The organism is Elizabethkingia occulta (assembly GCF_002023715.1).
Taxonomy (GTDB): Bacteria; Bacteroidota; Bacteroidia; order Flavobacteriales; family Weeksellaceae; genus Elizabethkingia; species Elizabethkingia occulta.
Genome location: NZ_MAHX01000018.1, coordinates 139,762 through 154,285 on the forward strand (window position 1 = coordinate 139,762; position 14,524 = coordinate 154,285).

The following is a 14,524-nucleotide window of genomic DNA, read 5'->3' on the forward strand; positions in this document are numbered from 1 at the left end:
CAGGAGTCTGAGCTCTTTCTCATACTAAAAACTCCTTTCCCAATTCAATCTTCAACGCTTATAATACAACCTCCCTCACAGAAGGAGGCTGAATATTTATTATCTCATTTCTACAGCAATGATTAGAGTTCAGATAAGTTATGAAGTTTTTCAAGATTTAAACTAAGATTAATATAATGAAAAAGAAACAATGCAAAATTGGAGCATTAGCCCTTATTCTGCTTGCAGAATATGGCTTTGCACAAACCAGAGACAGCCTACCCAAGGAAAATTCCATAAAGGAAGTTGTGGTAGTAGCCTTTGGTAAACAAAAAAAGGAAGAAATTACAGGATCTGTACAGTCACTAAAAACAAAAGATCTTGCCAATCTTCAAAATGGAAACATTCTACAGGGAATTGGCGGAAAAGTTGCTGGTGTACAGGTAATATCTTCCGGTCAGCCAGGTTCCCAACCAACCATAAGAATGCGGGGAATAGGTTCTATCAATGCATCGAGCGATCCATTAATTGTATTGGACGGTATTCCGTATAACGGAAATCTGAATAGTATCCCAGGAACTGATATAGAGAGTATCTCTTTCTTGGAAGATGCATCTTCTAATGCTTTATACGGATCCAGAGGAGCCAACGGGGTAATTATCGTAAATACCAAAAGAGGAAAATCGAATGGACTTCACGTAGAAGCAGATGTAAAAACAGGTATAAACTTCAGATCGATCGATGATTATCCGGTTTATACCTCTCCAAAGGATTACTATATGGCTTTTTATAACCGTGCAAGAGTTGGTGAAGTTGCACGATTAAAGCAGAATGGAGCTGTTCCGTCGGGAGCATCACCTCACGAAGTTGGTATTTCTGCACTGAACAGACTGGGATATAATGTCTATAACCTTCCTTTTAATAAGCTAATATCACAGGATGGCAAGTTTAACCCAGATGCACAGCTTTTGTATCAGGATGATTGGAAAAAACTACTTTTTAAACCAGCTTTAAGAAGAGAAGCCAGCATAGGAGTTACGGCTAATAATGAACAGGTAAAATCTTATACATCATTAAATTATCTTGATGATCAAGGTTACCTTATTTCTTCGGGATTCGAGAGATTTGGGATCAGGTCCAATCTCGACTACACTATTACCAGTAAATTAAAATTAACCAGTGGTTTATCTTACACAAATAGTAAGCAGAATTTTGGTGAAACCGGAGGATTTTCCAATCCGTTTCAATTTGCCAGAAATATTGCTCCATTTTATCCGGTATTTCTAAGAAATAATGATTATCAGATTGTATATGACAAAAATGGAAAAGCCCTTTATGACTATGGGGACGGCCAAGGGCCAAATGGTGCAACGAGATCTTATGCAGTTTATGAAAATCCGGTTGGCAATCTTCAACAGGATAAATCCCAAACAACCAGCAATATAACAAACATCAACCTTGGTTTAAACTATGAAATTATTAAAGGATTAGATTTCACTTATAACTTTGGTGCATATTTAGAAAATATTAAAAATCTACAGTTTGGAAATACAGTTGGAGGCACCTCTGCATCGGTTGGAGGCACAATTACAATGAGCTCTATATTCAGAAATACACTGAATCACCAGCAATTGCTTACCTATCAGAAAAAACTGGGTAAACACAGCTTCAATATTCTCATTGGCCACGAACTTAATAAAACAAAAAGCGACAGGTTCTCCGGGACAAAACAGCAACTGGTATTGCCAAATTCTTTATCCTTTGACAATGCTGTAAAAATAACAGATCTATCCGGAAATGCTTATGATTATGCTGTAGAAGGCTATTTCTCCAGACTACTCTATAATTATGACAATAAGTATTTCTTCAATGCCAATGTTCGTAGAGATGGCTCTTCTGTATTCTCTCCTGACAGCAGATGGGGCAATTTTTATGGTTTAGGTGCTGCATGGAATATTGCAAAAGAAGATTTCCTAAAAGAAAACAGTATTATTAATACATTAAAGTTAAAGGCCTCATACGGGCAACAGGGAAATGATAATATACTCCTGGAAAATGCTGACAGAGATTATTATGCCTATCAGGATATCTACGGAATTAACAACTTCGGGGATGGGAAACCGGTTTTATCACTCAGAAAACAGGGAAATAAAGATTTGAAATGGGAAACATCGAAAAACCTGAATGCAGGTATTGAGATTTCTCTTTTAAAAAACAGAATCAGTCTGAATGCTGATTATTTCGAAAGAAAGGTTTCGGATATGATCTATACTCTTCCATTGCCTCCTTCTAATGCCGGATCATATATTAAATATGGGAATATTGGAGATATGATCAACAGAGGATTTCAGGCAAGTCTAAATGTGGATATTCTGCGCTCAGAAGAGATTCAATGGAGTTTTTATGCAAATGCTACCCATTATAAAAATAAAATAACCAAACTTCCTGAAGAGCAAAGAAGTACAGGTTTGGTTTCGGGATTATTTATTCTGACAGAAGGAGGTGACAGATATACTTACTATCTGAAAAAATTTGCGGGCGTAGATCCGAATAATGGTGATGCACAATGGTACAGAACAAGTATAAATCCAAATACCAAGAAGGAGGAAACTACTATTACCAACAATTACAAAGAAGCCACCGATTATAACACAGGCAAATCTGCTATTCCTAAAGTATATGGAGGCTTTGGTACCGATTTCACATATAAAGGATTCAATTTGTCCGTTAATTTCGCTTATCAGTTCGGAGGTTATGGCTATGATGATACCTACAGAAGCTTATTTCACTCAGATACCTACGCATCCAACTATTCGACAGATTTAGACAAGACATGGACACCGGAAAATCCGAATGCTGCATTACCACGTGTAGACCTTAACTCGACTAACCAAAACGGAAATTCCACACTATACCTGATCAAGTCAGACTATCTCAGTCTTCAGGATATAACCCTGTCTTATCAGTTACCTCAGGATTTTACACAGCAGATTGGTTTATCAGCACTCAAAATATACCTTACAGGAAACAATCTTTACCTATGGTCCAAAAGAAAAGGCTATGACCCGAGAGCCTCATTAACAGGCGTGTCTAATTCATACAGATACTCATTACTTTCAAGCGTTTCTTTAGGATTTAAACTCAATTTTTAAAAATATATGAAAACAATAAAATATTTAATCACGGCATTATCTATAGGCACAATCATTAATAGTTGTTCCAGTGACCTGAATACTTTGCCAAACGGAGATATTTCGGGTGAACAACTGAATGATGACCAATCAAAGGCTGAGAAAATCCTGGGCGGTATATATCTGGATCTTCGCAGTAATGGTGCCGGCGGAACTACTCTACATTCTGACTTCGGTATCATGGCTATTAAAGCTGGAGCAGATCTTATGTCAAATGACGTAATACAAGCTACAAACCAGCATTTAGGTATGTTTTATAATTATGATGCTACAAATGCCAATAATTCTGCTGCTGAATTTGTCTGGACTACTTTTTACGCCAGAATTTTTGTAATCAACAAATTACTGGATGATATAAAAAATGACAATAGTGCAAGCAACAGAGCTATAGCAGGGCAACTGCATGCGCTAAGAGCTTATTCTTATTTTTATCTGATTCGCTTCTATGCCAACGATTACAAAGAGCACAAACAGGATCCGGGACTTCCTTTGGTACTTACAATCAACAATCAAAGTCAGGGACTTGCCAGATCTACAGTATCCGAGGTATATCAGCAGATTACAAAAGATATTGAAGAATCCATTGTACTTTTAGGAAGCTATGCACGTTCTTCCAAAGCTCAAATAGACCAAAGAACAGCTAAGGCGATTGCTTCTGAAATATACTTGCAAACCGGAGATTATGCTAAAGCCAGCAAATATGCGAATGAAAGCAGACAGGGAATAGCACTGATGACTGAAAACGATTACACCTCCACCGGCTTTTCCAACATCAATAATCCGGAAGTAATATGGGGATTCCATAACACAACATCCACCATGAGTATTGGAAATCATTATGCTTCATTTTTCTCCATGTTCGACAATACAAACAGAGGTTATGCCGGAGCAGCACAGATTTATAAATTAATAGACAAACGCCTTTATGATGCAATTCCGGGAACTGATTACCGCAAGAAAGTATTCAATGGCAGCCAAAGAGCAGATTATAACTTCAACGGAACAGAAAAAAGCTATCCGCCATATGTAAGCTGGAAGTTTAAGGATCCTACTTTGTTTGAAGGTGACTATATCTATATCAGAGCTTCTTCTTTATACTATACAGAAGCTGAAGCACTGGCTAGACAAGGCTGGGAAGCTGAAGCCAGACAGGTTCTTTACGAAATCACTTCACAAAGAGATAAAACATATTCTCTGTCTTCAAAATCAGGAAATGAACTTGTAAACGAAATTATCCTTCAGAAAAGAATAGAGCTTTGGGGAGAAGGTTATGCATGGTTTGACATGAAAAGACTGGGTACGCCATTGGAAAGAATATATCCTGGAACTAACCATACCTTCGGAAGGTTCAACTTAGCAACTGATAAATTCAAGTTCCAGATCCCTAATAAAGAGATCAATAACAACCCACAAATTAAACAAAACGAATCATAGATCGTGTGGATTATTTTTTAGTTTTTTAAATGGCCGGATATTACTCCCGGCCATTTTTAATACCTTTATAATCAGCCCTAAAAGAAATCCTCTGAAATAGTTATTTCAAAATAATAGATTATTAAAAACAGAGACTTGTCACTAGCCTATGTGGCTTCATTATTATCAATAAGATTTTCCTATATATTAAATTTAATTAATGCTTAGTAAAGGTAATCCTGAGAAATATTCCTATTAATCAGCAAAATAACAGACCTTCGGATTGTGGGTTTATTATGTTAAATGGAAATAATAACATTAATGTATACTTTTGCATAACAGATCCAAAATAATATTAATACCATGAAAAAAAATTTATTCTCCACAGCTTTTGCCGTTACATTACTTATCTCGTGCTCCCGGCCGGAAATCCACGCCAGCACATCCGAGTTAGAGGCAGCAACATCTTTACAGTATAAATCAGCATTGCCGGAGCAGACTTATTCATTTAGTGTTCTGCAATTCAATATATGGCAGGAAGGGACTAAGGTTTCCGGAGGGTATGATGCTATTGTAAATGAAATAGCTTCCCGAGAGCCTGATTTTGTTACTCTTTCGGAGGTCAGAAATTATAACAATACATCTTTTGATCAGCGTATTGTAGCATCCTTAAAAGCAAAAGGAAAAACATATTATGCCTCCAGAGGAGATGACAATGGTGTTTTGAGTAAATATCCTATTAAAGAGTATTCTGCCTTTAGTGCTTACCATCGACTAGTTACGGAGGTTGTTCCGGGAAATGAGGTTGTTATCTATTCTGGTCATTTAGATTATACATACTATGCTGTAAACTACCCCAGAGGATATGATCCTATAACTTTCAAAGAATTACCTGCCCCTGTTACCGATGTAAATAAAATTACAGAAATAAATGATCAGTCTAAAAGGCCACAACAGATTCAGGATTTTCTTTCTCGTGCAAAACAAGATATAGCAAGTGGGAAAGTAGTAGTTCTGGGTGGAGATTTTAATGAAGCATCACATCTGGACTGGACAGAGGCAGTTAAAAATCTATATGATCATCGTGGTACAGTTATCAACTGGAGTTCCACCTCTACTCTTTCCAAAGCAGGTTTTAAAGACAGCTACAGAGTAATATATCCGGACGAAGTCAATTATCCAGGATTTACATGGCCGGCACAATCCTCATGGGCTCCTAAATCTGATGAGCGGGACAGAATTGATTATATATTCTATTATGACAACGGAAATATTTCTGTAAGCGACAGCTATATTGTAGGGCCGAAAAATACGATAGTAAAGAATATTTCAGTTCCGGAAACCTCAAAAGATAAATTTTCTGAACCAAAAGGTATATGGCCTACAGATCATAAAGCGGTATGGAGTACTTTCAAAGTTAAAATACCTCGGAATAACGCCAAAATCACATTAAACAGAAACAGTTATAAACTAAACGAAACTATTCCGGTTTCCTTTAGCAGCGGTTCTACAGATCCCAAAGCATGGATTGGTATATACAAACAAGGGCAAACTCCGGGAACTAATTCTTCGACAAAATGGCAATATACAAACGCTAAAAGTGGCACACTTAACTTTGCTTTGGATACTCCCGGTTCTTATTATATTTCTTTCTTTAAAGATAACGGATATACCGAAATAGCACCTAGAGTTTATTTTAGTTGTGTGAATTAAAAAATAAATACAAGGCTTTATATTGATCAAAAGAGGCTGTCTCACTTTTAAGACAGCCTCTTTTGTGATTAAATATACAATTGATTTATTATAATATCCGAAGAAATAAAATAAAGTAAGATTAATTATTAGGATTTATTGAAATAATTAGCTGTCCAAACAAAGACATTTGATAGATAGACTCTAACAGGAAATTAATAATATTTCACATTCTATTATTTTGTTCTCCACCCCCATTTCCGTAATTTTATTGTCTGTAAAAACAGAATTCACATAACATTTAAACAATGGAGAAATATAATTACGGAGTGATTGGCCTCGGAGTAATGGGACGCAATCTTCTTTATAATATTGCTGATCATAATTTTTCAGTTGCAGGATTTGACCTGGATGAAGAAAAGGTAAAAGAATTACAGGCTGGTGCTACTTCCGCAATGAAAGTAAAAGGAAGCACAACTCTGGAAGATTTTGTATCGGCATTAGAAACCCCAAGAAAAATTATCCTTATGGTACCCGCAGGAAAACCTGTAGATGCAGTTTTAGGAAACATAACACCACTTCTTAGCCCGGGAGATATTGTCATAGACGCAGGAAACTCTTATTTTGAAGATACCAACAGACGTATTGCCGATTTAGCAGCAAAAAATCTGCACTTTATGGGAATGGGTGTTTCTGGAGGTGAAAAAGGTGCAAGGACAGGTCCCAGCATTATGCCCAGCGGAGATTTGGAAGCTTTCCGTCTTCTTCAGCCAATGCTGGAAGCTATTTCTGCAAAAGTTGGCAATGAGGCTTGTACCGCATACATGGGGAAAAGTTCTGCCGGAAACTATGTAAAAATGGTGCATAACGGAATTGAATACGCCATTATGCAGCTTATCAGTGAGGCTTATGACCTGCTTAAAAGAGGAGCTAATCTAAATAACGACCAGTTATACGAGGTTTTCAAAGAGTGGAACAATGGCGAAATGAATTCGTTCCTGATTGAAATTACCCGTGATATTTTCCAGCAGAAAGATTCCCTTACGGACGGTTATCTTGTAGATAAGATCCTGGATAAAGCCGGAGCGAAAGGAACCGGAAAATGGACTTCCGAACAAGCTATGGAAATTGGAGTTTCTATTCCAACTATAGATATCGCAGTTACTTCAAGAATTTTGTCTGCTTATAAAGACGAAAGGGTTCAGGCTTCTAAGCTATACTCGGAAAAGGAAATTGCAAGTCCTGAAAATACAGCTCTGTTCATAAAAGAAGTTGGAGATGCTTTGTATCTGGCTACATTAATAAGTTATGCGCAAGGTCTTGCTTTATTGGTAAAAGCATCTAAGGAATATGGTTTTGAAATACCATTACAAGATGTTGTAAAAATATGGAGGGGTGGCTGTATCATTCGATCAGTACTATTGGAAAAATTCTATTCTGCTTATTCCAAAAATCCGGATTTATCCAATATTTTACTGGATCAAAACATTTCTGCTATCGTTAAAGAAAAAATCAGCTCATTGCGAAAAACAGCCAGCTATGCTGCATTAAACGGAATTCCTTCTTTAGGTATTCAAACTGCATTGGGATATTTCGATGCCTATACAACGGAATTTCTTCCTGTGAACCTTATCCAGGCTCAGCGTGATTATTTTGGAGCACATACCTATCAGCGTATTGATCAGGAAGGTACTTTTCACACTTCATGGCAATCTGCAAACAACTAAAATCAGGAAATAATGAGTGAAGAAAAAGTCCTGCATCCGACTACTATTATCATTTTCGGAGCAACAGGAGATTTAGCAAAAAGAAAGTTGTTCCCGGCGTTTTATAATTTGTATATAGATGGCAGAATGCCTGAACAATTTAATATTATCGCCTTAGGAAGATCGGAAAATACCAATAAAAATTTCAGAAATTACGTTGTAGAAAATCTGGAAAATTTTTCCAGAAGAAAAGGAACTCCTAAAGACTGGTCTGGATTTAAGTCCCATATTACCTATTTCCAGCATCAACTGGATCAGGAAGATTCCTATCAGGCTCTTAATCAGAAATTAGAAGATTTAGACAATACCTACGGAACAAGAGGAAACAGATTGTTCTATCTATCCATTGCCCCTAATTTTATTACTACAATTTCTAATCATATCAAGAATGCTTCATTAGCTTCTGATCCAGCAAAAGATCGGATCATTATCGAGAAGCCTTTTGGCCATGATAAGCAGTCTGCCATTGAACTCAACAATCTTCTGGGTGAAACTTTTGAAGAAGAACAGATTTACCGTATCGACCATTATCTGGGAAAAGAAACGGTACAGAATATTCTCGCATTCAGATTTGGAAATTCAATTTATGAACCTTTATGGAATCATAACTATATAGAATCTGTGCAGATTACGGTAGCTGAAGAAGTTGGTGTAGAAACAAGAGGTGCATTCTATGAACAAACGGGAGCGCTAATCGATATGGTACAAAATCACCTGTTACAAATATTATGTATGGTAGCTATGGAACCACCTGCTTCCTTAGAATCCGGTGAAATCAGAGATCGAAAAGTAGATGTTCTGAAGTCAATCCGCAGAATTTCACCTGATCAGGTTGGTCATTATGCAGTGAGAGGCCAGTACGGCCCCGGCATTATAAATGGTGTAGAATCTAAAGGTTACCGCCAGGAGAATGGTATTGCTCCTGACTCCAATACAGAGACTTTTGCTGCTGTAAAATTCTATCTGGATAACGAGAGATGGCAGGATGTTCCGTTCTATGTACGTACCGGAAAAAAAATGAAAGAAAAGCATTCTTACATTACTATTCAATTTAAGCCACTTCCCCACTCTACATTCTCAAATAGTTCGCATCATCTTTCAGCCAACAGACTTATTATTAATATCCAACCAATGATGGATATCAGACTGCAGTTTATGACAAAAAAACCAGGTCTTTCATTGGTTTTAGAGCCTGTAGAAATGATTTTTGACAACTTTGCATGTCAGGAAGATACTCCGGAAGCCTATGAAACCTTATTACTGGAAGCTCTTTTAGGAGATCTTACGCTGTTTATGCGTTCAGATCAGGTAGAAGAAGCATGGGACGTGGTAAAAACTATACAGGAGTCCTGGAAAAATAACAAAGATACCTCTTTCCCTAATTATGAAGCCGGAAGCTGGGGGCCGGAAGACAGTATGGAACTTGTTAAAAGACAAGGCCATAAATGGGTATAAAATATAATAAAAAAAGAAGAAATGAATATTACGGTATTTAATGATCTGGAAAAACTGTATAAGAAAGCAGCAGATAAATTTATTGATCTTTCAAAAAAATCTATTGAAAAACATAATCGTTTTGTTGTAGCACTTAGCGGCGGTTCTTCTCCAAAAGCTATTTTCAGTTTATTGGCTACTCCGGAATATGCAGACCAGGTTGAGTGGAATAAAGTTTATTTTTTCTGGGTTGATGAAAGATGGGTACCTCTTAATGATGAAAAAAGCAATGCAAGGATGACCTTCGAAACGCTTTTGGATAAAGTTCCTGTCAACAAGGATCATATCTTCCCGATGTATCAGGACGGAATAGAACCTGAAGAGTTTGCCAAAGTATATGAACAACAGATAAGAAATGTTCTTGGAGACGAGGGTATTTTTGATTTTATTCTTCTTGGGATGGGAGATGATGGTCATACAGCTTCTTTATTTCCCGGTGAAGCAATCCTGAATGAGAAGCAAAAATGGGTAGATGCTTATTACCTGAAACCTCAGGAGATGTTCCGTATTACCCTGACCGCTCCTTTGATTAATAAAGCAGATAATATTCTGGCTGTAGCATTCGGTGAATCAAAAAAACATGCGCTGAACGAAATATTGAACGGTGAATATAATCCTACGTTATATCCAATGCAGCTCATTAACAAAAAAGAAAGCTTCCAGTTTTTCACTGACGAGAAAGCTAAAGGATAAAATTCTACAAATAAAAAAGACCACTTTTCAGTGGTCTTTTTTATTTCTGTAAAAGAAGTCTTTATTTAGAACGTTTGGGGAAACCAAATAAATAACTGGTTATAATCGGGACTACAAATAAAAGAACAGTAGTTGCCGAAATCAGAACTTCCATTGTATGTCCGCTTAAAAATTCCGCCAGCGATGTGGTTGGATAAAAATGTTCGTACAACGACAATGTAAGCTTAACACCTAAAATTGCAATAACAATAAAAGCAATGGTTTCTAAAAAGGGAAACTTTTGCATTAAACGCACAAACCATTGTGCAATAAATCTCATGGCTAAAATTCCTATAAAAACGCCTATTGTAACCAAAAGTAAGTTTTTTGAAAAGGCCACAGCTGCAAAGACATTATCTATGGAAAATGCCAGGTCCATTACCTCTACTAACGCTACCGTTGTCCAGAATTTGCCTAGAAGACCTACGGAGTTTCTATAGATCCATCCGGATTCTTTAGGGTGCTGCTCTTTCTGTTCTTCTTCTCCATCTGAATTTTTATTCTTTTTAACAAACCAGTCCAAAGCAATATAGATGAGATATAAACCACCCAGGGGTTTTACCCACCATACAGAGATGAGAACTGAAGCAAAAATAAGTGCTAAACCACGAAACAAATAAGCACCCCATATACCGTACTTAAGTGCTTTTTTCCGTTGCTTTTCCGGTAAATCCATTACCATCGTTGCCAAAACAGCCGCATTGTCTATTGACAAAAGACTTTCAATAAGAATTAAATTGGCAATAATGATTGCAGACTTTGTTGGATTTTGAAGAATCTCTTCTAAAAGGATTGAGAAATCAGAAAGTATCATTTATATATTAATGTGTTTTTGATTTATTTTCGAAATAATGGCACCACCAATAGCAATTCCTATAAAGTTGGTCACAGCTCTTGCCTCGTTCATAAAGCGATCTATACTATACAACAGTGCAATCTCTGACATCGGAATTTCCCCAAATTTATCAAGGGTGAAAACAAGTGCCAAGAAGCCAGATCCGGGGACACCCGATGCTGTTTTTGAAGCGATTGATACAACAATAAATAACCAGATATAATCTGTATAATCTAAATGGATATTATATAATTGCACAAGAAATATACAGGCAATTGAAAGATAAATACAGGCTCCTGCAAGGTTAAAATTGTATCCTAATGGAATAATAAAGCGAAGAATTTTCCTGTTGTATCCTTGTGATTCCATTTTTTCAAAAATCATCGGAAAAGCAGTCTTTGATGATGAAGTTGCCAGAACAAGTACAATTTCTTCTTTGATACTGATAAGAAAATCCCAAAGATTAATTTTGAACAAATAAGATACTATACCCAATATTCCTACAATGAAAACAATGCAGGCCAAATATACTGTTGCAACAAGTTTGCTCAGTGGCAAAAGAGTATTGATTCCGTAAACGGAAATACTATAAGCTATATTACAGAAGACAACAATAGGAAGAAGAAAATACAAATACTTTATTAGCTTATAGAGCATCTCTCTACCGTTATCCAAAAGAAGGAGAATCTTGTCTTTATTTTTAAAAAAATTGATAACTATCCCACCCGCAATTGATAACAAAATAAGTATCATATAATTGTTGATATACAGCAAACCTTTGTAGCCGATAACGGGAGAGGCTGAAATATATTTACCGACAGAGGTTATATCAATCCCTGTATCCGCACCTGGCTTTAGTAAAAAACCAAAACCAAGTCCCAGCAAAATACTTATTGTAGTAATCAATAGAAAATAACAGATCATTTGTACAGTAATCCTGAATGCATTTTGGATACTGAAAACATAACTAACACCGTAAGTAGTTGCAATAAAAATAACAGGAACTATTAATAACTCCAGAACCTGAAAAAAATAATAGCTTACAATTCTTAGTTTCTTACTTAGTTCCGGAAAATAATACCCTGTGAGTGCACCACAAATAATTGCTGCAAAAACATATAAAGAAAGGCTTCTTACATATGTATCGGAAAATGTTTTTTGTCGGAAAGCAGAACTCATGAGAAAGTTACCATGTTAAAGTATATAAGAATACAAAATTATCTAAAACTAAATAATGCCGAGAATCAATGCTCCCACAAGCATAACAATTGAAGAACCTATTGCCCATTTTAAAGTAAACTTCAAATGATCCGAGAATTCAACTCCTGCCAAAGACACTAATAAATAAGTAGAAGGCACCAGCGGACTCAGAAGATGTGAAGCCTGACCAACCAAACTTGCTCTTCCTAAGATATCAGGTGGGATTCCTAATTGATTTCCAGTTGCTGTAATAATAGGCAGTATTCCAAAATAGTAAGCATCATTGGTAAGGAAAAATGTCAACGGAACACTAAACACAGCTGTAATAACATTCAGAAATCCGCCCCAGCTCTTAGGAATAATCTCTATCATACTATTTCCCATTGTCTGCATAATCCCCGTACCATTTAGTATTCCTGTAAAAATCCCTGCACCAAAAATCATTCCTGCAACCGATAATGCATTACCTGCATGCTTGGAGATTATTTTCTGCTGATCCTTCAGCTTAGGATAATTTATAATTGCTGCAATACAAAATGCAATCATAAATGCTACTCCCAAAGGGATAATATCAAGAATCATTACACAAAGAAGAACAATTGTAAGTATAAAATTGATAATCAAAAGTCTGGGTCTGCGAAGCGTATTATCTTCGTCCCCAACTATATCCTGATTATTGTATTTTGTAAATTTTCCGTACTTCAGTATTCTCTTTTTTTCTTTTACACCGAGAATATAGGCCACAATAAATACCCATATAATGCCTATAACCATTACCGGAATCATCGGAACAAAGATTTCGGTATGACCAAGTTTCAAAGAACTCATCACCCGGGCTGTAGGCCCGCCCCAAGGAAGAATATTCATGATACCACCAGCCAGCATAATAATACAGGTAAGTACGAGAGGATTCATACCTTGTTTCTTATAAAGCGGAAGCATTGCGGCGACAACAATAATATAGGTAGAAGACCCGTCCCCATCCAAAGAAACCAATGTTGTAAGTACAGCCGTTCCTATTGTGGTTTTTACAGGATTGTCTCCTACAATTTTTAATATAAACTGAACGAGCGGCTCAAAAAGCCCCGTATCGATCATTAAACTGAAATATAAGATTGCAAAAATGAGCATGACTCCTGTAAGTGCAATTTCTTTTACCCCTTCCTTCATCATTTTACCTAATTCCGGACCAAAACCTGCAACCAAAGCGATAAGAACTGGTACCAGAACTAAAGCAGTAAGAGGAGTCATTTTTTTCTTCATGATGAGCACCATGAAAATAGCGATCATTAAAAAACCAAGAAATGTAAGCATAGCTATAAATTCGTTATGATGTTATTGTTTTTCTTTTTTTCTCCAGTCAAAATTGTTTCTAAAGCCTAAGAATCCATAATTACTGGTTTTCCCTGTTTCTAACTGGTTTATAAAAGCCAATTCAATAGCAGAATTCCTTCCTACCTTTATTCCAAACCCTGCAGTTATACGATTACTGTCAAAAGGCTCATCTTTTACCATATTCATTCTAATTTCATTTTTCAGAATTCCATACAGCTTCTCCTTCTCTCCTTTCCTATTAAAGGGGATCCTTATGGAAAGGAGATAACGGATTCTTACAATAAATTCATCAGGGTTGTTTAGGAATCGTTCTTCCACACGAAACCTATTGGAAATGGAAGTTCTTCCTATATTACTTTCCAGAGTTACCTGCTGGAAAGGTCTTTTCTCGTAACGTATTCTTTTGGTATTATCAGAATTATAAGATTCCAGAACAAGGAACATTGCTCCCGCTGCCGGTTTTACCCCTTTTGCAACCTCATAATCGAGATAGGCATTCAGCAAAAAAAGCCTTGTATCATAAGCCAAATCGAAAGATCTATACTGCGTAAGTGCTGTCAGCGTACTTTTATCCGATACCTGAGCGGTCATTAGATACTGAAACCACATATTGTAATTATCTCTGCTCTGTCCTTTTGAAAAACCGGCAAAAACAGTCACAATAATAAAGGTTAATGTTAATTTAGTTTTCATGTAATATTTGGTTAACATTATAGTTTCTCAAATATATTTATTCGGAAAAGTGCTTCCGGAATTTTTCAATCAATGGCAATTTTTATCAACGAACAGCATTTTGAGTTGAAAAGATATTATATTTGGCATATCCTCTAAATGGGAGGTATAAAGATGTTTTTAATTGCCAACATAATTATAATATTACTGATTAT

General features: G+C 36.4%; 10 protein-coding genes. 6 read left to right on the forward strand and 4 right to left on the reverse strand.

Going from position 1 to position 14,524, the window contains the following annotated elements:
- The first annotated feature begins 176 nt into the window (after positions 1–176).
- The 6 genes from BAZ10_RS14720 (at position 177) to pgl (ending at position 10,228) form a co-directional block, all read left to right on the forward strand.
- Positions 177–3,131 carry a SusC/RagA family TonB-linked outer membrane protein gene (locus BAZ10_RS14720; protein ID WP_078772675.1) on the forward strand — a complete coding sequence of 985 codons (2,955 nt, stop codon included), beginning with the start codon at positions 177–179 and terminating at the stop codon, positions 3,129–3,131.
- A gap of 6 nt (positions 3,132–3,137) precedes the next feature.
- Complete coding sequence (locus tag BAZ10_RS14725; protein WP_078772676.1) at positions 3,138–4,604, forward strand: RagB/SusD family nutrient uptake outer membrane protein; 1,467 nt, start codon at positions 3,138–3,140, stop codon at positions 4,602–4,604.
- Between the two features lie 342 nt (positions 4,605–4,946).
- Entirely contained in the window at positions 4,947–6,296 is a 1,350-nt protein-coding gene (locus tag BAZ10_RS14730; RefSeq protein WP_078772677.1) for an endonuclease/exonuclease/phosphatase family protein, read from the forward strand.
- 287 nt (positions 6,297–6,583) lie between these two features.
- Positions 6,584–8,002, forward strand: coding sequence for an NADP-dependent phosphogluconate dehydrogenase (gene gndA / locus BAZ10_RS14735; RefSeq protein WP_078772678.1), 1,419 nt, complete (start codon positions 6,584–6,586; stop codon positions 8,000–8,002).
- Between the two features lie 12 nt (positions 8,003–8,014).
- On the forward strand, positions 8,015–9,496 hold the full coding sequence (gene zwf / locus BAZ10_RS14740) for a glucose-6-phosphate dehydrogenase (RefSeq protein ID WP_078772679.1): 1,482 nt from the start codon (positions 8,015–8,017) through the stop codon (positions 9,494–9,496).
- Between the two features lie 21 nt (positions 9,497–9,517).
- A complete protein-coding gene (pgl, locus tag BAZ10_RS14745) occupies positions 9,518–10,228 on the forward strand; it encodes a 6-phosphogluconolactonase (RefSeq protein WP_078772680.1) in 711 nt (236 codons plus the stop codon).
- A gap of 61 nt (positions 10,229–10,289) precedes the next feature.
- Here the strand turns inward: pgl and BAZ10_RS14750 are convergent, their stop codons facing one another.
- The 4 genes from BAZ10_RS14750 to BAZ10_RS14765 are packed head-to-tail and all read right to left on the reverse strand — an operon-like array spanning position 10,290 to position 14,330.
- Complete coding sequence (locus BAZ10_RS14750; protein WP_078772681.1) at positions 10,290–11,081, reverse strand: TerC family protein; 792 nt, start codon at positions 11,079–11,081, stop codon at positions 10,290–10,292.
- Positions 11,082–12,281: a cation:dicarboxylate symporter family transporter gene (locus BAZ10_RS14755; protein ID WP_078772682.1), complete on the reverse strand. Its 1,200-nt coding sequence runs from the start codon at positions 12,279–12,281 to the stop codon at positions 11,082–11,084.
- A 48-nt stretch (positions 12,282–12,329) separates the two neighbouring features.
- Positions 12,330–13,616: a CitMHS family transporter gene (locus tag BAZ10_RS14760; protein WP_078772683.1), complete on the reverse strand. Its 1,287-nt coding sequence runs from the start codon at positions 13,614–13,616 to the stop codon at positions 12,330–12,332.
- Positions 13,617–13,637: 21 nt separating this feature from the next.
- The gene (locus BAZ10_RS14765; RefSeq protein WP_078721228.1) at positions 13,638–14,330 is read right to left on the reverse strand and encodes a DUF2490 domain-containing protein; all 693 of its coding nucleotides are present in this window, start codon (positions 14,328–14,330) and stop codon (positions 13,638–13,640) included.
- Positions 14,331–14,524 lie beyond the last annotated feature (194 nt).

What these genes read in the sequence shown, in the direction of transcription:
- BAZ10_RS14720 (WP_078772675.1), top strand. Translation starts at nt 177, where the DNA reads ATGAAAAAGAAACAATGCAAAATTGGAGCATTAGCCCTTATTCTGCTT.
- BAZ10_RS14725 (WP_078772676.1), top strand. Translation starts at nt 3,138, where the DNA reads ATGAAAACAATAAAATATTTAATCACGGCATTATCTATAGGCACAATC.
- BAZ10_RS14730 (WP_078772677.1), top strand. Translation starts at nt 4,947, where the DNA reads ATGAAAAAAAATTTATTCTCCACAGCTTTTGCCGTTACATTACTTATC.
- gndA (WP_078772678.1), top strand. Translation starts at nt 6,584, where the DNA reads ATGGAGAAATATAATTACGGAGTGATTGGCCTCGGAGTAATGGGACGC.
- zwf (WP_078772679.1), top strand. Translation starts at nt 8,015, where the DNA reads ATGAGTGAAGAAAAAGTCCTGCATCCGACTACTATTATCATTTTCGGA.
- pgl (WP_078772680.1), top strand. Translation starts at nt 9,518, where the DNA reads ATGAATATTACGGTATTTAATGATCTGGAAAAACTGTATAAGAAAGCA.
- BAZ10_RS14750 (WP_078772681.1), bottom strand. Translation starts at nt 11,081, where the DNA reads ATGATACTTTCTGATTTCTCAATCCTTTTAGAAGAGATTCTTCAAAAT.
- BAZ10_RS14755 (WP_078772682.1), bottom strand. Translation starts at nt 12,281, where the DNA reads ATGAGTTCTGCTTTCCGACAAAAAACATTTTCCGATACATATGTAAGA.
- BAZ10_RS14760 (WP_078772683.1), bottom strand. Translation starts at nt 13,616, where the DNA reads ATGCTTACATTTCTTGGTTTTTTAATGATCGCTATTTTCATGGTGCTC.
- BAZ10_RS14765 (WP_078721228.1), bottom strand. Translation starts at nt 14,330, where the DNA reads ATGAAAACTAAATTAACATTAACCTTTATTATTGTGACTGTTTTTGCC.